This window comes from Changchengzhania lutea, assembly GCF_006974145.1.
In the GTDB taxonomy this organism is placed as follows: Bacteria; Bacteroidota; Bacteroidia; order Flavobacteriales; family Flavobacteriaceae; genus Changchengzhania; species Changchengzhania lutea.
Map to the genome: position 1 here is coordinate 3,731,836 of NZ_CP039456.1, position 23,155 is coordinate 3,754,990.

General features: G+C 35.4%; 17 protein-coding genes and 1 pseudogene. 7 read left to right on the forward strand and 11 right to left on the reverse strand.

All coding sequences use genetic code 11. The features are described from left to right. Nucleotides 1-95 precede the first annotated feature (95 nt). The 3 genes from FAF07_RS16830 to FAF07_RS16840 form a co-directional block, all read right to left on the reverse strand. Nucleotides 96-1,001: a Ppx/GppA phosphatase family protein gene (locus FAF07_RS16830; protein ID WP_142786212.1), complete on the reverse strand. Its 906-nt coding sequence runs from the start codon at nt 999-1,001 to the stop codon at nt 96-98. A gap of 1 nt (nt 1,002) precedes the next feature. Further along, nucleotides 1,003-3,066, reverse strand: coding sequence for a polyphosphate kinase 1 (gene ppk1 / locus FAF07_RS16835; protein WP_142786213.1), 2,064 nt, complete (start codon nt 3,064-3,066; stop codon nt 1,003-1,005). Between the two features lie 139 nt (nt 3,067-3,205). Then, entirely contained in the window at nt 3,206-3,691 is a 486-nt protein-coding gene (locus FAF07_RS16840) for a SixA phosphatase family protein (protein ID WP_142786214.1), read from the reverse strand. Between the two features lie 447 nt (nt 3,692-4,138). On the opposite strand from FAF07_RS16840, the gene FAF07_RS16845 reads away from it, so the two are divergent. The 5 genes from FAF07_RS16845 to FAF07_RS16865 all read left to right on the forward strand — a co-directional run bounded on the left by FAF07_RS16845 (nt 4,139) and on the right by FAF07_RS16865 (nt 15,450). Then, entirely contained in the window at nt 4,139-4,681 is a 543-nt protein-coding gene (locus tag FAF07_RS16845) for a hypothetical protein (protein WP_142786215.1), read from the forward strand. 33 nt (nt 4,682-4,714) lie between these two features. Continuing rightward, entirely contained in the window at nt 4,715-10,576 is a 5,862-nt protein-coding gene (locus FAF07_RS16850) for a gliding motility-associated C-terminal domain-containing protein (protein WP_142786216.1), read from the forward strand. A gap of 11 nt (nt 10,577-10,587) precedes the next feature. Further along, nucleotides 10,588-11,508 (forward strand): PorP/SprF family type IX secretion system membrane protein, encoded by a 921-nt coding sequence (locus FAF07_RS16855; protein ID WP_142786217.1) that lies wholly within the window; start codon nt 10,588-10,590, stop codon nt 11,506-11,508. A gap of 15 nt (nt 11,509-11,523) precedes the next feature. Then, on the forward strand, nt 11,524-13,440 hold the full coding sequence (locus FAF07_RS16860) for an OmpA family protein (protein WP_246067729.1): 1,917 nt from the start codon (nt 11,524-11,526) through the stop codon (nt 13,438-13,440). Between the two features lie 87 nt (nt 13,441-13,527). Next, entirely contained in the window at nt 13,528-15,450 is a 1,923-nt protein-coding gene (locus FAF07_RS16865; protein WP_142786218.1) for an OmpA family protein, read from the forward strand. A gap of 150 nt (nt 15,451-15,600) precedes the next feature. On the opposite strand, the pseudogene tnpA reads toward FAF07_RS16865, so the two are convergent. Further along, nucleotides 15,601-16,027, reverse strand: a pseudogene (gene tnpA, locus FAF07_RS16870) (IS200/IS605 family transposase). A gap of 344 nt (nt 16,028-16,371) precedes the next feature. On the opposite strand from tnpA, the gene FAF07_RS16875 reads away from it, so the two are divergent. Then, complete coding sequence (locus FAF07_RS16875) at nt 16,372-17,418, forward strand: glycoside hydrolase family 16 protein (protein WP_142786219.1); 1,047 nt, start codon at nt 16,372-16,374, stop codon at nt 17,416-17,418. A gap of 102 nt (nt 17,419-17,520) precedes the next feature. On the opposite strand, the gene FAF07_RS16880 is transcribed toward FAF07_RS16875, so the two are convergent. From FAF07_RS16880 to pdxH, 3 genes are all read right to left on the reverse strand, one after another. After that, on the reverse strand, nt 17,521-18,438 hold the full coding sequence (locus FAF07_RS16880) for an IS1595 family transposase (protein WP_142786220.1): 918 nt from the start codon (nt 18,436-18,438) through the stop codon (nt 17,521-17,523). Nucleotides 18,439-18,710: 272 nt separating this feature from the next. Next, a complete protein-coding gene (locus FAF07_RS16885) occupies nt 18,711-19,205 on the reverse strand; it encodes a CAP domain-containing protein (RefSeq protein ID WP_142786221.1) in 495 nt (164 codons plus the stop codon). A 165-nt stretch (nt 19,206-19,370) separates the two neighbouring features. After that, complete coding sequence (gene pdxH, locus FAF07_RS16890; RefSeq protein WP_142786222.1) at nt 19,371-20,018, reverse strand: pyridoxamine 5'-phosphate oxidase; 648 nt, start codon at nt 20,016-20,018, stop codon at nt 19,371-19,373. Nucleotides 20,019-20,148: 130 nt separating this feature from the next. Here pdxH and FAF07_RS16895 point away from each other — a divergent pair, with 130 nt between their 5' ends. Then, nucleotides 20,149-20,514, forward strand: a complete 366-nt coding sequence (locus tag FAF07_RS16895) for a hypothetical protein (RefSeq protein ID WP_246067730.1) — start codon at nt 20,149-20,151, stop codon at nt 20,512-20,514. Here FAF07_RS16895 and FAF07_RS16900 read toward each other — a convergent pair. From FAF07_RS16900 to FAF07_RS16915, 4 genes are read right to left on the reverse strand one after another with little or no spacing between them, the layout of a single operon-like run. Next, entirely contained in the window at nt 20,511-21,416 is a 906-nt protein-coding gene (locus tag FAF07_RS16900) for a ribonuclease Z (RefSeq protein ID WP_142786224.1), read from the reverse strand. The genes FAF07_RS16895 and FAF07_RS16900 overlap by 4 nt on opposite strands. A 1-nt stretch (nt 21,417) precedes the next feature. Further along, nucleotides 21,418-21,888 (reverse strand): DUF3291 domain-containing protein, encoded by a 471-nt coding sequence (locus FAF07_RS16905; protein WP_142786225.1) that lies wholly within the window; start codon nt 21,886-21,888, stop codon nt 21,418-21,420. A gap of 1 nt (nt 21,889) precedes the next feature. Then, on the reverse strand, nt 21,890-22,222 hold the full coding sequence (locus FAF07_RS16910; RefSeq protein WP_142786226.1) for a ribonuclease Z: 333 nt from the start codon (nt 22,220-22,222) through the stop codon (nt 21,890-21,892). 3 nt (nt 22,223-22,225) lie between these two features. Next, nucleotides 22,226-23,155, reverse strand: a complete 930-nt coding sequence (locus tag FAF07_RS16915; RefSeq protein ID WP_142786227.1) for an aspartate carbamoyltransferase catalytic subunit — start codon at nt 23,153-23,155, stop codon at nt 22,226-22,228.

Consider the following 23,155-nt stretch of genomic DNA (forward strand, 5'->3'; position numbering starts at 1 on the left):
GTTTTGGGATATAACCAATTATAACTTAAAATACGCCAACGAATATATATTATAAAATTTATATGATGATACTTTAACAGTTAAACCGCAAAATTTTACTGTGTATTACTGGAAACAGTATTGAAATAGACACTTTTAATAATGCCATCTGCTAATCCAATTTTAGGGACATAAATGTTCTTGGCGCCACTCCATTTCATCGCAGATAAATATATCCGCATCGCAGGAATAATAACATCTGCACGATCTTGATTTAAATCCAGTTCTGTAATACGCTCTTCATAAGAATAACTTTGTAAAATATGGTAATAAGAGGTTAAATAAAAATAAGTAAGCGGTTTTCCTAAGGCTTTGCCTGAAATTTTAAAAATCTTATTAATATTTCCTCCCGAACCAATAACTTCAATCTTATCGTAAAGTTCTGCGTTGGTATGGATCCATTGCTCCAATTCTTGCCAAGCTTCTTTTTTTACAATATCATTTAGCAGTCTAACGGTTCCTATTTTAAACGATTTTGAAGTCACCGATGTCCCTTGATGAATTACTGTAAATTCTGTACTACCACCTCCTACATCAACATATAGGTATGTTTTGCTATTATCTATATACGTATGCAAATCTGTAGCTGCAATAATGGCTGCTTCTTCTTCGCCTCCAATAATGTCGATACTTATTCCAGATTGTGCTTTGACTAAATCCGCAACCTGTTGACCGTTAACTGATTCACGCATTGCAGAAGTGGCACAGGCTTTATATTTCACCACTTTATGGGATTTCATGAGGAGCCTGAAAGCCAGCATGGTATCTAAAATACGTTGTGTGTTTTCCTTTGAAATTTTATCTCTTAAAAACACGTCAGTACCCAAACGGATAGGAACACGTACTAAGGAGTTCTTTTTAAATTGAACAGGTTTTCCTTTTTGTTCAATGATATTTGATATAAGTAATCTTACGGCATTTGATCCAATATCGATGGCCGCGTACTTTTTTATTGTAAGCATATTAATTTTTCAACTTTTCTAAATAATAATCATAAAGTGCAAATTGCGACCTTAGTTTTGGCTTATCGTTTTTTCTATATTTATTTTCTTGTGAAGCGTTTAAAACCCGAGCTTTTACATTATCGTCCCAAGTGATATTGAATGTGTCAATGATCTCTTTCTTAATATCTTCATCATAAATTGGGCAACTGACCTCTACTCTATTATCTATGTTTCTAGTCATCCAATCTGCCGATGAAATATATATTTTAGTATTCCCATTATTCCCGAAAATATAAACCCGTGAATGTTCCAAAAATTTATCAACCACACTAATGGCTTCAATATTTTCGCTCATGCCTTTCACACCAGGAATCAAACAACAAATCCCCCTAACAATCATTTGAATTTTTACTCCGGCATTACTTGCCTCATAAAGTTTATCAATCATTGGATAGCTTGATATACTGTTCATTTTTAATCGAATAGAACCGCCAATTCCATTTTTGGCATGTTCAATTTCTGTATCTATTAATTTCGACAGTGCGTTTTCTGTATAATGCGGCGACGTGATTAAATGCTTATAGCGATAGATTTTATAATTGACATTGAAGAATCTAAATATTTTATTAACATCTTTTAATATACTCTGGTTGGAAGTAAAAAGTGTATGATCTGTATAAATTTTTGCTGTAGATTCATTAAAATTTCCCGTGCTTATAAAACCATATCTTTTGTTTTTACCTTCTTCTTCACGTTCGATCACGCACATTTTACTATGCACCTTTAATCCTTGAACTCCAAAAATCAAGTTTACGCCCTCATCTTCCATTTGTTGGGCATAATCAATATTGGCTTGCTCATCAAAACGTGCACGCAATTCTATAGATACCGTAACCGCTTTACCATTAATAGCAGCATTAATGAGCGAACTGGCAATATGCGAAATTTGAGCAAGACGATAAATAGTAATTTTTATAGTCTTCACTTGCGGGTCTAAAGCGGCTTCTCTTAAGAATTTAACGATATATGAAAAAGTTTGATACGGCGCATGAAGCAGATAATCTCTCTTTGCTATCGCCTTAAAAATACTCTCTTCTAAGCTAAGTCCCTTTATAGGTAAGGCCTCAATTTTATTGTATAATAAGTCTGTTCTGCCAAGGCTTGGAAACCCCATGTAATCTCTACGATTGTGATAGCGACCACCTGGAATAATACTGTCCGTACTGTCAATCCCCATTTTAGACATCAAGTATTCTAGGGTTTCTTTATTAATTTTTTTATCATATACAAAACGAACGGGTTCCCCCAATTGCCTGTGTTTCACACTATCTGAAATTTTATCAATAAAACTTTTACTTAAGTCACTCTCAAAATCCAGTTCAGCATCACGGGTGATTTTAATCATGTGTGCAGAGATTTCCTTATAGTTGAAAATATCAAAAATATCGCCCAAGCAATAACGCAATAAATCATCAATAAGAATAATAAAATCTTTATTGCCCTCTTTTGGCAACTCTACAAAGCGATTGATTGATTTTGGTATTTCGATCAGTGCAAATTGCCTTTTATCATCAGGCATAAGCATTCTAACAGCCAAATATGCAGCACTATCTTTTAAGTTTGGAAGCACTACCGATTCATTTAAAATAATGGTCACAAGCGCAGGACTTACATGCTTTATAAAATAGTTTTTTATAAACTCATGTTGAATCTTATCTATTTGATTTTCATTAATTATGAAGATGTTATCCTCGGCTAATCGATTCCAGATAATCTTTAAAATCTTTAAACTTTCACTTTGCTGTTTAATGACTATTTGAGTGATTATTTCTAAGAGTTCCTTAGCTTTTATACCTCCTAATTCACTCTTACCTCCTTTACCAGCTTCAACGATTCGTTTTACAGTGGCATACCTTACCTTAAAAAATTCATCTAAATTATTAGAAAATATTCCCAGAAATCGCAATCTTTCAATAAGCGGAACGGTTTCATCTGAAGCTTCTTGTAGCACCCGAGCATTAAATTGTAACCAGCTTATTTCTCTATTTATATAGCTATTCTTATGCTTTTCGGCTTTCGTCATTATCTCATTCAAATTAAAAAATGTTTCGCAAATATATTCTATTTAAGTGTAAATGTATAGAAATATTTGATTATCAAAGTAGGCGATTTTACAACTAATTATAAAGTATTAGATGTGAAATTTTTATTAAGAAATAAAGCTACTTTAAATCCCTTGGAAATATAGTCATCCTGGTAGTCCCCTTTTTCAAGTCTTGCCAATTGTCAATATCAAATTCTAAAATCGATAAGCCGCAAGTGGGGACATTTTCAATAGTATCGTTACCATAAGCATTCACAAACCAAGTAATGGCATGGTTATGTCCAAAAACCATGAGCGTGTTTACATTTGCAGTACAGTTTTTAACAACTTTAAGCAAGTCATTTCCAGAAAAATCGTAAAGATTATGATTCAGTTGTACGATATTTTTGTCAATATTAAGGTTGTCAATAAATATGCTAGCGGTGGTTTTTGCACGCATGGCATCGCTACTTATAAGTAAGTCTATGCTCTCACCAACAGATTTAAAGGCTTTTGAAACCAAATCAGTATCTGTAAAACCGCGGGTATTTAAAGGCCTTTCGTGGTCTACTACATGATGCTTCCAAGAAGATTTAGCATGACGGACAAGTATTAATTTTTTCATAAAATATAGATTAAAAGCAAATTTTATCGATTAAATGCGTATTTATTCATTTAAATTTACGTTATTTGACATGGAAAGTTAGCAAATTTAATAATATAATTATTGTTTGAGTTAACCCATTTTATATGAACTAGTTAACTATCGAAAATAAAAAAGCAAGTTAATTTATGTTTCAATCACATAAAATCAAGCCTTTTATCGATTTTATTAGTGAGTTGGCACTTAAATTTGAGTAGGAACAATTATATGTTTTTTTTTGTTCTACCTATATAATAAAGAAAGTTATGACCCCAAATCTAAATTTCAAATATGGAAGTTACAAGAACCTCCTTATTTGCCCTCCAAAGAACAAATTCCCTCATTTTTTGTATGTTTTAGTTTTTGTCATTCTTTAATTAGAAATAGATAAAGCTTATTTGTGGTTTAAATTATAATTAAATTAGAGTTATGAAAAATAAATTAACTGTTACACTTCGCGTATTTTTAATAGCCTTAGGTTTTTCACTTACTGCTGTTTACCCGTCTCATGCCCAAGACCGTGATATTTACGAATTGGAATTAACTAAGGATGCTAAAACAGCTTTTAAAACAAATAAAAAGAAGGGTTTAAAGAAAAATACAAAAAGAGCTGATTTTTACAACTTAGCCTTTAAAATTCATCCTTCTGTTTATATTCAGAATGTTAAAGTTATTGACCAGTCAAAAGGCAAAAAAGTTGTTAAAGCTATTTTCCAAAATACACAGTCATTTCGTCAGTTGAATAAGATGCATAACCATCTAAAGGATGTTCAGTTTATAGAAGTACGTCTAACAACACCAAGTGATCTAAACAATGTATTAAACGTTTCAAATTTGGAGGTCTTTAATCAGCTTAAGTATATCATAATAAAAAGCCCTTTTTCATTAGATAATGAGAAAGTAAGCAAGTTTATAAAGACGGCACCTAATTCAAATATTAGGGTTTTTTATAAAAATGATGATCCATCTTAATAAAAGTATAAGGTGAATTTAAAACATAATATAATGGGAAAACATTACAATAACAAAACTCTACCAATTAGCGTATCAAGACTGTTGATGCTTCTTGTAACTTTGATGATCACTTCTCTAGGTTTTAGTCAAGTACGAGTAGATTTTGAACCCAGGACATCCTCCAATACACCTTCGCAAGAGGTTTATAATATTAAAGGCGATTTTACCATGATGGGGAATACCAATTTATCATTGGTTACCTATGGTAATAACACCAACAATAATAATGACATGGTTTATGTGGATGTTGATGGCGATACAAGTACCTGGAACTCTTCATCATCAACCTTAACCTTATCTACAGAGAATGGTGCGCTCCCAGAATGCTCAAATATTATTTATGCGGGTTTATATTGGACCGGACGCGCTGGTGCTGATGAGGTTTTTACAGTAACTAAGGATGGTGGTACAAAGACTTTTGATAAACGCAAAGTAAAAATAAAAGGCCCAACATCTGGAAGCTATACAGAAGTTATAGCCAGCGGTATCTATTACCCTTCGGGAACTGATTTCGATTTATATTCGGCTTATGCCGAAGTAACCGATTATGTTATTGCTAATAATGGTATTGGTGAATATTTTGTAGCCGATATTGCCGCCTTGGAAGGCAACCCAGATAATACCGGTTATTACGGCGGTTGGGGTATGGTCGTGGTTTATGAAAACTCTAAAATGAGATATAGAGATGTGACGGTGTTTGATGGACATGCCTTTGTTGATGCTGGTATTTATAATTATCAATTTGATGTAGATGGTTTTCAGGCCATTCAAAACGGTGACGTGAACATTAAACTAGGTGTCATGGCTGGTGAAGGCGACGTGAATGTTGCTGGAGATTATTTCGAAATTCAACGTCAAGTGGATAGCCAGTTTCAACAATTGAGTCACAGCGGAAATAGCGCCACTAACTTTTTTAATTCATCGATTGTCACTGGGGGAAACCCTAGAAACCCAAATCTTCAAAATAATACAGGGGTTGATATTGCCATGTTTGATGTGCCTAATACTAACAATGATATTATAGATAACAACCAAACGGCAACCACATTTAGATATGGATCCACAAGAGATACATATATCATTTTTAATGTCACTTTTTCTGTTGATGCCTATGTTCCAGAATCGGAAGGCGTTTTAACTACGACTTCAATAAACGGCGTCCCTTTTGATCCCAATGTACCCACAACGCCATTAGAGCCAGGACAAGATGCAGACTATGGTATTGAAATTAGAAATACGGGTACAGAAGCTACAAATAATACGATAATAACTATTCCGTTAACAGAAGCTGTTAACCCTGGTAACTTAAATATTGATTCTAATGTGTACTTTACCCCAACGGTTGCTATTCCAGATCCATTTTTTGATGAGAGCGTAGGACCTTATGGTGCTATCATTTGGGATTTAGGGACACTTCCTGTACCTGATAATCCAGATTTTGTACTTGCAGACATTAGCTTTAGGTTTACTGTTACTACAGATTGTGCTATTCTAAAAAACCCATCATTTGACTCCACGATGTCCGTTGAGGGATCTATCAGCGGTGTTGGAGCAATATCCAATGTGGTTTTTAATACGCCATTAATACAAGGCTATGAAACAACAGGCGTTTGTGTTGGAGAGCCCATTCCAACACCTAGCATCATACCAATTGATTATGCGAATTATGTTAATGAACCGCCAACGGCTAGCGACCCAGATCCTATAAATGTACAATGTGCCGCAGAAATTCCTGAACCTGATGTCAACGTAGTAACAGATGAAGCTGATAACTCAGGTATTCTTCCTGTTGTGGAGTATGTTTCTGATGATTCAGATGGTAATACATGTCCTGAAATTATTACTAGAACCTATAGTGTCACAGACGATTGTGGAAATTCCATAGAAGTAAAACAAATTATCACAATATCAGATGATATCGCTCCAGTAATTACTTCAGCCGCTAACAGTCTAAACGCAACACTTGAATGTAGTGATGCCGATGGTATTGCTGCTGCTTTAGCACTTTCACCTACAGCGACCGATAATTGCTCGGATACAGTGAATATCGTTTTAGTAAGCGACAATATCGATATGGATGCTACTTGTCCCAATACTTACGTACAAACGCGTACTTGGAACTTTACAGATGGCTGTAATAATGTCAGTGATAATTTTGTGCAAATCATTACTATCGTAGACAATACGGCACCAGTTGTAGTTACTACTGTTGGTAGCTTAAACGCAACACTTGAGTGTAGTGATGCCGATGGTATTGCTGCTGCTTTAGCGCTTTCACCTACAGCTTCTGATGACTGTAGTACGCCTAATTTAGTTTTGATAAGTAACGAAACCGTAATTGATCTAACATGCCCCAATGCTTACGTACAAACACGCATTTGGAACTTTACAGATGGCTGTAATAATACCAGTGAAGACTTTGTGCAGACCATTACCGTAGTAGACAGCACACCTCCTGAAATCGATATTACCAATAAGGAAAACATAGAAATCGAATGTGGTGTAGGTGATACTCAAACCGCATTGACTGCATGGTTGACTTCTAATGCGGGAGCTACGGCCACCGACAACTGTGGTGATGTCACCTGGAGCAACAACTACGGAGCCGACAATACCGTCCAATGTAACGATGGCGCCATTACCGTAACCTTCACGGCAGTAGATGCCTGTAACAATGCAAGCACAACTACCGCGACATATTTGATAAAAGATGGAACGGCACCTATAATTAGCAATACTGCTGGAGATTTAGATACAACACTTGAGTGTAGTGATGCCGATGGTATTGCTGCTGCTTTAGCGCTTTCACCTACAGCTTCTGATGACTGTAGTACGGCTAATTTAGTTTTGATAAGTAACGAAACCGTAATTGATCTAACATGCCCCAATGCTTACGTACAAACACGCATTTGGAACTTTACAGATGGCTGTAATAATACCAGTGAAGACTTTGTGCAGACCATTACCGTAGTAGACAGCACACCTCCTGAAATCGATATTACCAATAAGGAAAACATAGAAATCGAATGTGGTGTAGGTGATACTCAAACCGCATTGACTGCATGGTTGACTTCTAATGCGGGAGCTACGGCCACCGACAACTGTGGTGATGTCACCTGGAGCAACAACTACGGAGCCGACAATACCGTCCAATGTAACGATGGCGCCATTACCGTAACCTTCACGGCAGTAGATGCCTGTAACAATGCAAGCACAACTACCGCGACATATTTGATAAAAGATGGAACGGCACCTATAATTAGCAATACTGCTGGAGATTTAGATACAACACTTGAGTGTAGTGATGCCGATGGTATTGCTGCTGCTTTAGCGCTTTCACCTACAGCTTCTGATGACTGTAGTACGGCTAATTTAGTTTTGATAAGTAACGAAACCGTAATTGATCTAACATGCCCCAATGCTTACGTACAAACACGCATTTGGAACTTTACAGATGGCTGTAATAATACCAGTGAAGACTTTGTGCAGACCATTACCGTAGTAGACAGCACACCTCCTGAAATTGATATTACCAATAAGGAAAACATAGAAATCGAATGTGGTGTAGGTGATACTCAAACCGCATTGACTGCATGGTTGACTTCTAATGCGGGAGCTACGGCCACCGACAACTGTGGTGATGTCACCTGGAGCAACAACTACGGAGCCGACAATACCGTCCAATGTAACGATGGCGCCATTACCGTAACCTTCACGGCAGTAGATGCCTGTAATAATGCAAGCACAACTACCGCGACATATTTGATAAAAGATGGAACGGCACCTATAATTAGCAATACTGCTGGAGATTTAGATACAACACTTGAGTGTAGTGATGCCGATGGTATTGCTGCTGCTTTAGCGCTTTCACCTACAGCTTCTGATGACTGTAGTACGCCTAATTTAGTTTTGATAAATAATGAAACAGCAAACGACACTGAATGTCCCAATGCTTACGTACAAACACGCATTTGGAACTTTGTTGACGCCTGTGGAAATCTAAGCGATACCTTTACGCAAACCATTACAGTTGTAGATACTACGCCTCCTACAGTGGTATTTCCATCGAATGTTACGGCTGAGTGTAGTGACGATTTATCACCTATAGCTTTTGGTACAGCAACTGCAACCGATAATTGTGATGACAACCCAGAAATCACATTCAGTGATGTTACTACCGATGGATCATGTCCTGGGAGTTTCACAATAACAAGAACTTGGGTAGTTACGGACGCTTGCGGTATTACAACTACAGCTGATCAAATTATATCCACTTCGGATACGACTGCTCCAGAATTTGTTGAAGATTTGCCTCAGGATTTTTCTATAGAATGTGATGCAGTTCCTGCTGCGGAAACCTTAACAGCCATTGATAATTGTGGAAATGCGACAGTTGAAGTTGTAGATGTTAAAATTGATGGCGGTTGTCCAAATAATTATACAATAGAACGTACATGGACTGCGACCGATGAATGTGGATTGACAAAAACTCATATGCAAACAATTACGGTCGAAGATGTTACACCACCTACTTTTGTTGAAAATCTTCCAGCTAGCAATTTGGTAGTGGAGTGTGATAATATTCCTGAAGCGGAAACATTAACGGCCACTGATAATTGTGGTACAGCATCAGTTATAGTAAATGATGTTAGAAATAATGGGGATTGTAATAATAACTACTCCATTATTCGAACTTGGACAGCAACAGATGAATGTGGTCTAACAACCATTCACAACCAAGAAATTACTGTAAGAGATACCACGGCACCAACTTTTGACACGACCATGCCAACAGATGTAACGGTAGAATGCGATAATATTCCAAATGCGCAAACAGTGACAGCTTCTGATAATTGTGGAACAGCTACAGTAGTGGCAACAGACATAACAACACCTGGAGATTGTCCTAACAACTACTCTATAGCTAGAACTTGGACAGCTACCGATGCATGTGGTTTAACCACCTTACATACGCAAACTATTACAGTGCAAGATACTACGGCACCAGTGCCATCAACCACATTTGATATTACCTTGAATGTGAGTTGTACTGCCATTCCTGAGGTTCCAAATTTAGAATTTACCGATAATTGTTCCAATAATGTGACGGTGGTTTTTAATGAAACCAATTCATTTGATGAAAATATACTTTCAGATTACGAGATAGTAAGAACTTGGACCGTTACTGACGAATGTAATATTGAAGCACAGTACACGCAAACCTTAATGGTTGCGCTTGATGAAGTGGTTACTACCGTTGATGCTGGCGACAGATGTTTTGATGATGGTCTTGTAGATTTAAACAATTTCATCATTACAACAAATGACACTGGTGTATGGGAAATTGTTGAAGGCGATTCAGCTGCAATCTTAACAGGAAGTATTCTTGATCCTTCTGGTTTAGAATTGGATGAAGACTTTTTGCCAAATAGTGGCGGCATTGATTACTTGTTTAGATATACTACAACTGAAGCAGGTTGCTTAAGTGTCACAGATGTTTCTCTGAATATTAATGCAGATTGTACGGTATTGCCTTGTGGAGAAAATGATGTGGTCATCTCTAAAGCGGTAACACCAAATGGAGATTTAATGAATGACTCTTTCGATATTACAGGTATTGAATTATGTGGATTCACCGCAGACGTAAAAATCTTTAACCGATGGGGAGCATTAATCTATGAGTCCTCAAGTTATCAAACTGGAGAGAACATGGGTGGTTGGAAAGGCACTGTTAACAAATCGTCTTTAGGAAATGCTGGTCAGGTACCTAATGGGACTTACTATTATATCATAACCTTAAAAGATAGTGGATTGCCTCCGTTTACGGGTCCAGTTTACTTAGGAACCAAATAAAATATTAACCTATGAAACTTATTAAACAGTATATAATAGCTTTTGCGTTGTTTAGTTGTACTATAGGGGTTGCACAACAATTACCGCAATTCACACAGTACATGTACAACACAATCTCTATAAACCCCGCCTATGCAGGTAGTAGAGAAGCATTAAGCGTTGTAGGATTACATAGAAGCCAATGGGTTGGTTTTAAAGGTGGACCAATAACACAAACGCTTTCTGTACATACCCCATTACGAAATGATAGAATTGGTGTTGGCTTATCTTTTATTGAAGATGATTTAGGCCCAGAAAATTTCACGTATTTATACGGTGATTTCTCTTATACCATTCCAACAGGTAAAATTGCCAAACTGGCCTTTGGTTTAAAAGCAGGATTTACACAATACAGTTTGGATGCAGATTTTAGGCAATCAGAAAGTTTAGATGACGTGATTTATGGCATAGAAGACAGATGGACACCAAATATAGGCCTTGGCGTGTATTGGCATACTAACAAATGGTATTTAGGCTTGTCTAGCCCTAGAGTTTTAAACACCGATAAAAACACAGAACAAGGCTTTGAAGCGTTAGATAGATTAAGCTATTATTTTACAGGTGGCTATGTTTTTGACCTAAGTAAAAACCTGAAACTAAAACCAGCCTTTTTAGTTAAAGCCACAAATGGTGCGCCTATATCTTATGATTTGACAGCTAACTTTTTATTTGCTGAAAAATTCTGGTTAGGAGGCTCTTATAGAATTAACGAACAAACGGCAGCCATTGGTGGTATTGTAGATTTTCAAATCTCACGTCAATTACGAATTGGTTATGCTTATGAAAAACCTATTTCAGAAATAAATGATTACAGTACTGGTTCGCACGAGTTATTACTTATTTACGAATTTAAGTTCTTGAGTTCAAAATTAAAGTCCCCAAGATATTTCTAATCAGAACTTATAACAATGAAAATAAAAAATTACATACTCATATGTTTTGCTTTAATGCTGAGCTTTTCGGTATTCTCTCAACAGGGAAAACAAAAACGAGCAGATACATTATTCAATAAATTCTCCTTTGTAAAAGCAGCTAAAGTTTATAGAGAACTTATTGATAATAGATACAATACAGATTATGCCACGCGGAGATTAGCCGACTGTTATGCGCTCTTAAGAGACCCTAGAAATGCCAGCAGATACTACAAACAGGTGGTCAAGCAAGAAAATGTACCTGTAGAATATTATTATAGCTATGCGCAATCTTTAAGAGGTATTGAAAAGTATAAAGAATCCAGGGAATGGTTGCAGACTTTCAAAGATTCTGGAGGGGTTGTTAACGAAAATGACTTCTCAAAAGATGTCAATTTTATTACTAGGGTGTTTAATTCCAAACAACAGTACTTTATAGATAAAATAAGATTCAATTCCAAATTCAGTGACTTTGGTGCTTTTGAGCATCAAGGAAAAATTTACTTCGCCTCTACCCGAGATGAAGGTGTTGCCATTAAACGCTTATATGGTTGGAACGAACAACCTTTTTTAGATATTTATGTTACAGAAGTAGGCAGTAAAAAAGCAGATCATACTTCAAAATTAAAAGGCGATATTAACTCTATTTATCACGATGGTCCCGTTACCATTACTAAAGATGGTCGAACCATGTATTTCTCAAGTAACAATTTCAGAAATGATATTGAGAAAAAAGATAGTAAAGGACTAACCAACATGAAAATCTATAGAGCCCATTTAAAAGATAGCCTATGGGCCGATGTTGAAGATCTATCGATTAATGGTGATGATTTTTCTACACAACATGCCGCTTTAAATAAAGATGATTCTAAGTTGTATTTTGCTTCAGACAGACCTGGCGGTTTTGGTGGATCGGATGTTTATTATGTAGATATCAATCCGGATGGCAGTTTAGGTGAACCTCAAAACTTAGGAGATGTGGTCAATACAAAAGAAGCTGATGGTTTCCCTTTTATTAATAATGAAGGGGTCTTGTTCTTTTCCTCATCAGGGCATATTGGGCTTGGGCTTTTGGATATTTTCGGAACTATTAAGGGTGAAGATGAGAGTTCCATTGTAGATGTTATTAACATAGGCGTTCCTGTTAATTCAAATAAAGATGATTTTTCCTTTACCATGAATCCAAATGGTATCACAGGCTATTTCGCATCCAATAGAAAAGGTGGTCGTGGTGATGATGATATTTACGGCTTTCACAGAGTACCATTATTAAATGTTGAGGGTGTAGTCATTGATGCGATTAACACCAAACCCATACCCAATTCAATCATTACTTTATTTGATGATAAAGGCCAGCAGATTGCTTATATTGAAACGGACGAAAATGGCTATTATCAAATAAATATTGAACGCAATAAAGATTACAAGATTGTAGGTAGTCAAGACAAGTATATTGATGATTATAGAAATTTCACCTCAAAGAATATTCAAACCGAATTGACTACCATTACGGCGAATTTAATCTTAAACCCCGTACCTAACGTGGTGAAACTTGCAGAACTCAACACCATTTATTTCGATTTTGATAAATACAATATTAGAAAAGATGCCGCATTAGAATTGGATAAAATTGTGAATTTAATGCAAAACGATTATCCAGACATGGTGATTAGAATTGAATCGCATACCGATTCAAGGGGTGAACTCTCATATAATGACAAACTATCTATTGATAGAGCAAATTCAACTTACGACTATCTTATTTCTAAAGGCATAGACCCTTCTAGAATAACAGAACATGAAGGTTTTGGTGAACGTAGATTAACAAACGGTTGCGAAGACGATACCAAGTGCGAAGAAGAAGCGCATCAATTAAATAGACGTACACAGTTTATTGTTATAAAAATGGAATAGTATTAATTAAGTCTGGTGCTCTCCATAGTATACTAAATAAAAATTTCTTACCGTCATGAGAACTTTTTAATAAAAATTATGACCGACATGAAATTCAGAACAATTATAATAGTTGTGTTTTTAATAGGACTCAACACCGTCGTATTTTCTCAAAGTGGCTTGCAAAAAAAAGCCGATAAGCTATTCAATAAATTTGCTTTTGTTGAAGCTGCTAAGACCTATCATGAGCTTATAGAGAAAGGTGACAACATCACGCATGCAACGCGCCAACTAGCAGATAGTTATGCCTACATGCGTAATCCAGACAGCGCTGCAGTATATTATAAACTGGCAGTTCAACAAGAAAACTTACCCAAAGAATATTATTATAAATACGCGCAAGCATTAAGAGGCACAAAAGATTATGAAGCGTCACGTTTGTGGATGAAACGGTTTAAAGATGCTGGTGGAACTATTGAGGAAGCGAAGATTTTAAATGATGACAATTTTTTATCATCTATTTTTAATGCCAAACCGCAATACACTTTGTCACCTGTAAACTTCAATTCAAAATTCAGTGATTTTGGGGCCTATGAGCAAGATGGTAAAATATATTATGCCTCCGCTATACATGAAAGTGCTGCCATAAAGCATGTTTATGGTTGGAATGAAGAACCCTTCTTAGATATATACGCTAAGGAAAAAAGCAGTACAGACAGCCTTGTTCCGCATAAATTAAGATTAAAAGGCGCAATTAATTCCATATATCATGAAGGGCCGTTGACCATTTCGCAGGATGGAAAAACCATGTACTTTTCTAGAAATAATTTTACTGAAAAGACCTTAGGAAAAGATGACAATGGGACTACACATTTAAAAATCTATAAAGCGGCACTAGTTGAAGATGAGTGGACCAATATTGAAGAACTACCCTTTAACAGCGATACTTACTCTAACGGGCATCCTGCCTTAAACCATAATGGTTCACGATTATACTTTACCTCTGATATGCCCGGAGGATTCGGTGGATCTGATATTTATTATGTTGATATTAGTGATGATGACACCTTTGGCGAACCACAAAATTTAGGAGATAGAGTTAATACAGATAAAAATGAAATGTTCCCTTTTTTAAATGATGAAGATGCACTATTCTTTTCATCCCATGGGCATTTAGGTCTGGGGCTATTGGATATTTTCGGAACCGCAGCAGATAGCGGCGGGATTATTACCAATGCTATTAATCTTGGCATTCCTATTAATTCAAGTAAAGATGATTTTTCGTTTTTCATGAATAATGATGGTGTAACTGGCTATATCGCCTCTAATAGAGGTGGCGGTTTAGGTAGTGATGATATTTATGAATTTAAGAAAACACCGCTACTTAATGTTGAAGGTATAGTGAGCGACTCTCAAACAAATACACCCATCGAAAATGCCGAGATCAAGTTATTTTCTATCGATAACCGTATTATTACAACCTTGAAAACCGATGAAAATGGTTTTTATAATATTCAAATTGATAGGGATACGAATTATAAAATTATAGCCAGTAAAGACAATTATAAAGAGAATGGAGAAACCTTTACTTCATCAAATATAGAAAACACCATTACAGCTATAACCATAAATTTAAAACTCAACCCTCTCTCAAACATTGTTGAATCCCCGGTAAAATTAAATCAAATCTATTTTGATTTTAATAAGTCGAATATTCGAGCAGATGCAGCACAGCAATTGGACAACTTGATTTATAAGTTGCAGAATACCTATCCTAACATGACAATACGCATTGAATCGCATACAGACGTTCGAGGGTCTAACGATTTTAATGATGAACTCTCAAAAGATAGAGCAAAAGCAACCTATATTTATTTAATTTCGAATGGTATTGAACCATCTAGAATTAAAGCGTATGAAGGCTTTGGTAAGCGATTGCTCAGTAATAATTGTGATGGTACTGTACGATGTACTGAAGAGCAACACCAATTGAATAGACGAACGCAGTTTATTGTAGTTAAAACAGAATAATTTTTAAGCTTAGTTTTATAATGAAAGGCATAAGTATCAAGAGATGTTTTTATTAGTTTTCCGTATTTTGAAAACAGTTTTTTAATAAAAATCACACCTTCTTAGAAGGTGGCTTTGGGTTGCCCCTAAAAGGGGCTATTAAGGCTTGGTTCAAAAATCAAACTTTTGTTGATTCTCTTCAACTATTTTTTCTTCCTTTTCTTGATGCTTTGCATATTTCCGTATCATTTCCTCATCTAATCCAACAGTACTCACAAAATAACCTCTTGTCCCAATATGGTTTTTGCTTTAATTTGGGGTAACTCTTGAATAGTTTTATTGCAATTTTTTCTTTCAAAACTCCCATTAATTTTGAAATTGATACTTTCGGTGGTACAGAAACTAACAAATGAACATGGTCCTCTTGGACATTTAATTCTTGTACCTCGCAACTTTTCCATTCGCATAATGAGCGAATATCCCTTTCTACCAAGGTTTTTATTTCTCCTTTCAGTATTCGTAATCTGTATTTTGGAACCCAAACTATGTGATAATCACATTTATAAATAACATGGCTAAGTTTCTTATATTTACTCATAAACAAATATAGGCATAGCCTTTAGAACATGACCACCTGCAAAGCAGGTGGTTTTATAAGATGAAATAAAAAAAATGAGACATTAACAACCTGAATTCGACTAATATTTAAAATTCAACAACAGATAATTCTTTTTCATATTTCATAAGGTTCTTATTTTGAGCTTGTAGGTATTAGAATTACAAAATAAACCTACAAGATTTTCACAACCTTGTAGGATTTTAATAATTAATTGTTGACTAAAATTTATTGATCCAACTCAAGTTAACAGGATAAAAATATAGAACCTAAATTAATTGACCTGCGTTATAGAAAAGATTATTTTTACATAATGCCTATTAATAATGAAAACTAGCTTAAAAATATTAATTGTTTTATTAGGTGCTATAAGTTTCTCTTGTAGTTCATCAGACATCAGTACTAGTACTCCTCTAGTTAATTCAACATGTACGGATGGCATTCAAAATGGTACTGAGACAGGAATAGACTGCGGTGGGGATTTATGTGATAGTTGCCCACCAACATGTAATGATGGGATTAAAAATGGAACAGAGACAGATGTAGACTGCGGAGGGGATTCTTGTGCTCCTTGTCCAGATCCTCTGGTAAGCATACCTACTACTGGCTATGACGCCCCCACATTTTATGTGGGTTATAATTTAATTTGGAGTGACGAATTTGATCAAGAAATTTTACTAACCGATAAATGGGGTTTTCACTTAGAAAATGGCTGTCCCAGTCTATGCGGATGGGGAAATGGCGAACTGCAATATTATACAAAAAAGAACCACACTTTTCAAGATGGAAATTTAATTATTAGTACAAAAAATGAGAGCAGTAATGGCTTTGATTATTTTTCATCGGCTAGAATCCATACCGATGACAAGTTTGAGTTCAAATATGGTAGAATTGATATTAGAGCAGCAATGCCATCTGCTGTTGGTACATGGGTGGCATTATGGTTGCTTAATAAGGACTATTCAATTTTATATCCTGATGCAGAATGGCCAAGTGGTGGGGAGATTGATATTATGGAATATGTAGGTCATAAGAAAAATGAAATTTTAGCCACAGCTCATTTTGGGAATGATATAGCTAGCCACCAATTCATATCTACCTTTCTTAAAGCTCCAGCTAATGATTTTGATAAAACTTTCCATGTGTTTTCATTGGTTTGGGAAGAAAATAAAATAACATGGTTATTAAATAATATACCATACAAAACTTTTTCTACAGCAAATACGACCAATAGCAAACTGCCCTATCCTTTTAATGATGAGTTTTATTTAGTGATAAATACATCTGTTGGGGGAAACTTAGGAACGATCCCCTTGGTTTCAGAATATCCAACTTTTTTAATAGTTGATTATATTCGTATTTATCAGCAATGAGTTTTGTGCTATATCATAACGAACTGGAAGTTAAGCCAGATTTTATATTATATTTATTACTCACCATAATATAAAAACAACATTTCATTTTTGTATATCCGTTTAATGTCCATTAGCTGTAATGCTAGCAATAATAAGCCTATCAAAGATTCGTTCTCCAAAATACCTGCGGTTGAGCTTATAAACAAACTCGTTCAGATATAATTGCAAATATTTCTTCTTGATTTTATGATAAGTTCCCGCAAAGTTCCTTTTAGCATTGCTTATTGCTATATGCACCCATTTGAGTGTTTCTTTGGTGGTTTGTTCGTTTGATTTCTCTGTCATATGTATTTCTACATAGTCTGCAATATTTACATATGAAGTACTCTTATCTGTAAATATAATAGTTTGCTCGTCATCAATAGCGTCTTTGAAGCTTTGGTCTGTGCCATCTGCCTTGTGGTCTTCTAATACCTTAGCTTTAAAATAACGGCATTGTCTATCTACTTTTCCTGTTTCTATATCTTCCAGTATGGTGCTTTCTGCCATAATCATAACATTGGATTTAGTTTTGCTCCCTCGACCTGCTTTTTGGGTTTTGTGTGCTTGTTCCGAGGCTTCAATAGTAAAATAGCCTTCATCCATTTCTATCATTCCTTCCAATGTGTACCTGTCATCACGATCCCCCATTGCTCTACGCAGTTTATGGACCATTGCCCAAACTGGCTCATAACGTTTTAGCCCCAACTGGCGCTGTATCTCTTTACTGGAAAATCCTTTTTTTGTGGTGCTCATCAAAAAAATGGTCTTGTACCAAACCAGAAATGACAATTTAGAGCTTTCCATTATGGTGCCACTGCGCAATGATGTCCTTGAGCTGCAGGATTTACATTGATAGCTCCATTTATTGATCAGCCAATAGTGGTCTGTACATCCGCAACGCTTACAAACAACACCTTGCTTGTCCCTTTGCTCCTTGAAATGAAGCCTGCAACTCTTTTCATCTGTGAAATGAACCCCAAAAGAAAATATATCCATAGCTAACTGTTTTTGAATCAATTAAATATACAAAATATTAATCAATATAGGGGTGTTTACGGATATACAATTTCATTTTTAAAGAAGATAACAATAAGCTTATGTAGAATAAGACTATAAAAAAATCCCCTCATTATGTGAGGGGATTTTATACCTAATGCTAAATTCAATAACTGGTAAGAGTTATCAATATATAACCATTTAATTTTTTGAATGCTAAAAATCAGTTCAATTAAAAGGTTATGCGTTTTGTTGTTAAAGCTATAACAACCTTATTTTTTTATAAATATATTGGTGTAATACCATTTGTTATCAATACTTTTTTCTGCCGACACCTCGAAGTTTGTAAAATCTCCTTCAAGAGTAGCACGGTGCGCTTCGCTATTAATCCAAGCCTTTACAACAGACTCTGCTGTGCTATAGCCATATGCTACATTTTCAGAAACACGTGTAGCTCCAGTATTAGATTTTAAATAATTACTTCGCGTATAAAAGTTGTCGTGTGACACCGTTCTTGTATCTACCATATAATCCGTATGCGTGTAGGCAACAGATTTTATAATAGTCATATTTTCCAACGGATTTAAACCCATGGACAACCTGTGGTCATTTATGAGCTCTAAGACCTCCACTTCAATGGTTTTCTCTTCTATTTCAACTAGGGAAAGGGCTATGGAATCTGCTTTATCATCTAGGCTATCGGTAGAGCAAGAAAAGCTCAACATAGCTAACAATGCCAAAATTGGCAGTTTAGTTAATAACTTCATAAGTAGGTAAATTTAGATTTGATCCTATAAAATTAGGATTCTTACCTGAAGCAACTGTTAACTAAATGTTAAAATCGACTAAAAACATGTCGTTTATCGATTTATTATGTTTTTAATCGATGAAATACATAGGTAAATATCAATTACCTGTCTTTTGTCGACGATTTAAGGAGATAGTCGATCTATTTTCCAATTGTAATCCGATTGAAGCTGAAATCGGATTCTATCATGCAGACGGTTGGGGCGTCCCTGCCAGAATTCAATTTCTATAGGTTTTACAATATAGCCTCCCCAATACTTAGGTCTTTCAATATCTTTCCCTTCGTATGTTTTTTCTAAATCAGACATCTTATGTTCTATATAATCTCTGTCTGGGATAATGTCACTTTGATTAGATACTATGGCTCCTAACTGACTTCCCCTTGGCCTAGATTCAAAATAGCCATCACTCAAATTAGCTGCTATTTTTTCAGCTTTGCCTTTAATAATAACTTGACGTTCTGCACCTTCCCAAAAAAAAGATAAACATACATTAGGGTTATGGGAAATTGCTTTTCCTTTTTCACTTTCGTAATTCGTGTAAAAAACAAATCCTTCGTGCGTATAGCGCTTAAGCAGTACTACCCTACTCTTTGGAAACCCATCTAAACCCATCGTAGAAATAGTCATGGCATTGGTTTCTTGATTATCAAAATTGGCATCGACATCATAAAACCATTTTTGAAACAACTGCATTGGATTATCTCCAACATTGGTCTCAAGTAGTTCTTCCTTTTGATAGGATTTTCTATAATCACCTAAGTTTGTATCCATTAGAATATCGAGCGAATTTTAATAATTATAAATGCTTTTCTATTTGAAAAAATCTTTTAAATTTAAGCATTAATTCAGCACTATGCGATTTGAGGACAGTAAATATTTTAAGACTTTAAAGCACGAAAAAATGGCTTTATCATTTGGTGATTTTTATTTATGTGACACCTTTGTTGTTTCAGAATTGCATGACGGTATTCATTTTGATTGGTCAAAAGTAACAGAAGTTGCAGAAGGGCTCTTCCATTTTTATGGTGAAAATATGCAGTTGGGGTATATATCAAATAGAGTAAACTCCTACTCTTTAGAACCACAATCTTGGTCTAAGGTCCAAGATGAATACAGTATTATAGTGGCTAGTGCTATAGTGTCATATAATAATTTGACATATATGAATGCCACATTGGAGAAGCAATTTTCTAAAAAAAGCATTAAGCGGTGTACCAGTTTAGAAGTAGCCATTAATTGGATTACCAGTATTAAGGAATTTTCTTAGAAAGAAAACGTTTTTCCATCTTCACATAATTCCACATGGTCAAAAACCTCAAGTGCCTCTTCCTTGAACACATGCAACCCGTCATACCGCGTTGAATAATGTCCAAGTAGAAGTTTACCTACATCCGCCAGTTTTGCAATTTGAGCTGCTTGTTTAGCTGTGGAATGTTTTGTTTTGCTTGCTAAATGTTCATGCTTATCTAAAAACGTGGATTCATGATAGAGCACATCAACATTTTTAATTAAAGGGACAATGTCTTCTTTATAAATGGTGTCACTGCAAAAGGCATAACTTTTAGGTTTTTTACCGTCCCATGTTACTGTCTCGTTTTTTATAAGTTGGCCACTTTCATTCTCAACATCAAAGCCTTGCTTAAGCTTATTATAATAGGCTACATTGATGTTGGCCGCTTCTGCAGCATTCACATTTAGAGTGCGTTCACCTACTTTCTCTTTAAACAAATAACCATTGGTATACACCCGATGATCTAAAGGAATCGTAAGCACCTCCACTTTATCATCTTCAAATATCAATTCTGACTTGGTAGATGTCAGTTCATGAAAATACAAATTATAATTCGTCCAAGAATCTGCTAATTTCATTTGAAGCATCACCACTTCCTTAATACCTTTTGGTCCGTATATATGTAAATCTGTCTCTCTGGTAAGTAATCTGAAGGTTGAAATTAAACCAACCAATCCAAAAAAATGATCACCGTGCAAATGGGATATAAAAATGTGCTTAATCCGATTGAATTTTATTTTATGCTTTCGTAAATGTACTTGTGTGCCTTCCCCACAATCAATTAAAAACATGTGATTATTAATTTCCAATACTTGTGCGGTAGTGTTTGTTAAGGCTCTGGGCGTGGCGCTATAGCAACCTAAAATCGATAGCCTCATATTATAAAACAGGATTGTAATTTGTGAAATCTATTGGTGTAAATTTTGTTTTAAAGGTAAATGCATAAGGGGTGTCACCGTGTTTATTTATATAATCCAAACGTTGCTTTGCATCTTGGAATGTAGGCTCAACACCAATGGGCACGTACCAAAAGGCCATGTGTGTCATCTTAATTTTGCTAAACCATTCTTTCTTTCGTTTAAGAACCTCTATGTGTCCTGAATTATAAACATAGTTAAAGAGTGACTCCATATTTTTCCAAACAGACATATTAATTATCAGCGTATCATCTTGAAAAACGTCTGTAGCTTCATCTTCATCGTCGTCTTTCAAACGCCAAACAAACCCGTCACTTATATCGGCAATCGCATTTATTTTACCCAGATTATTAACAAAATCTTGCATAATAGGATCCTCCATCGGCGCCAATCTTTTTGCAATATTAACCTGTGCTACATGGAATTCGTTCATATTAAAACCCTAAATCGCGCTCCATGTCTTCCATCTCAATAATATCATGCGCTTCTTCTATGGTTGGAACAATCATAATTTCATTGGGCATGTTATCAAAGTTCACCTGATCGGTCACAATGACAAATGATTGTTTAGCTGCGCGATGCGTATTTGATAATTCTAAAAATTCAATAATGTCTGAAAGCCCTAGTTGGTCCAAAGTGGTCAGGCTGACGATAATATTATCATTTTTGAATTTTGGGTATAATGCTCGAATTTTTTTTACTAACTTTATTATGGTTGCTTTTTCCTGAGTAATAATAGAGATATTATCATGCTGATCTATAATCATAATCTACTGTTTTATTTTTGACGCTAATAAATATATAACGGCCATTCTAATAGCCACACCATTTTGAACCTGGTCTAAAATAATGGCTTGCTTAGAATCGGCCACATCACTTGTAATTTCAACACCCCGATTTATAGGACCTGGGTGCATGATTACAATGTCTTTATCTAAAGAGTCCAATAACTCTTTATGTACTCCAAATTGTTGCGTATATTCCCTGGTGGAAGGGAAATAATTAACTTCCATGCGTTCATTTTGTACGCGAAGCATGTTAGCGACATCACACCAGTTTAATGCTTTCTTTAAGTTGGTTTCTACTTTAACTCCTAAATTGCCAATATATTTTGGAAGCAATGTTTTAGGGCCACAGACCATAACTTCGGCGCCTTGTAATTGTAGCGCAAAAATATTTGAAAGCGCAACACGACTATGTAAAATATCACCCACTATAACGACCTTTTTACCTTTGACTTCACCTAATCTTTCTCTTATAGAATACGAATCCAACAAGGCTTGTGTGGGGTGTTCGTGTGCACCGTCACCGGCATTAATAATACTTGCATTAACATGCTTGGATAAGAATACACCAGCGCCGGGATTCGGGTGACGCATAACGACCATATCAACCTTCATTGATAAGATATTATTAACAGTATCTATTAAGGTTTCTCCTTTTTTTACTGAAGATTGAGATGATGAAAAATTAAGAACATCTGCCGATAGGCGCTTTTCTGCAAGTTCGAAAGATAACTTCGTACGCGTAGAATTTTCAAAAAATAGATTGGCAATGGTAATATCCCTAAGCGAAGGGACTTTTTTAATGGGTCTGTTAATCACTTCTTTAAAATGATCTGCAGTTTCAAAAATAAGTTGAATATCTTTTTTGTTGAGATATTTAATTCCTAATAAGTGATTAACACTTAATTCGCTCAT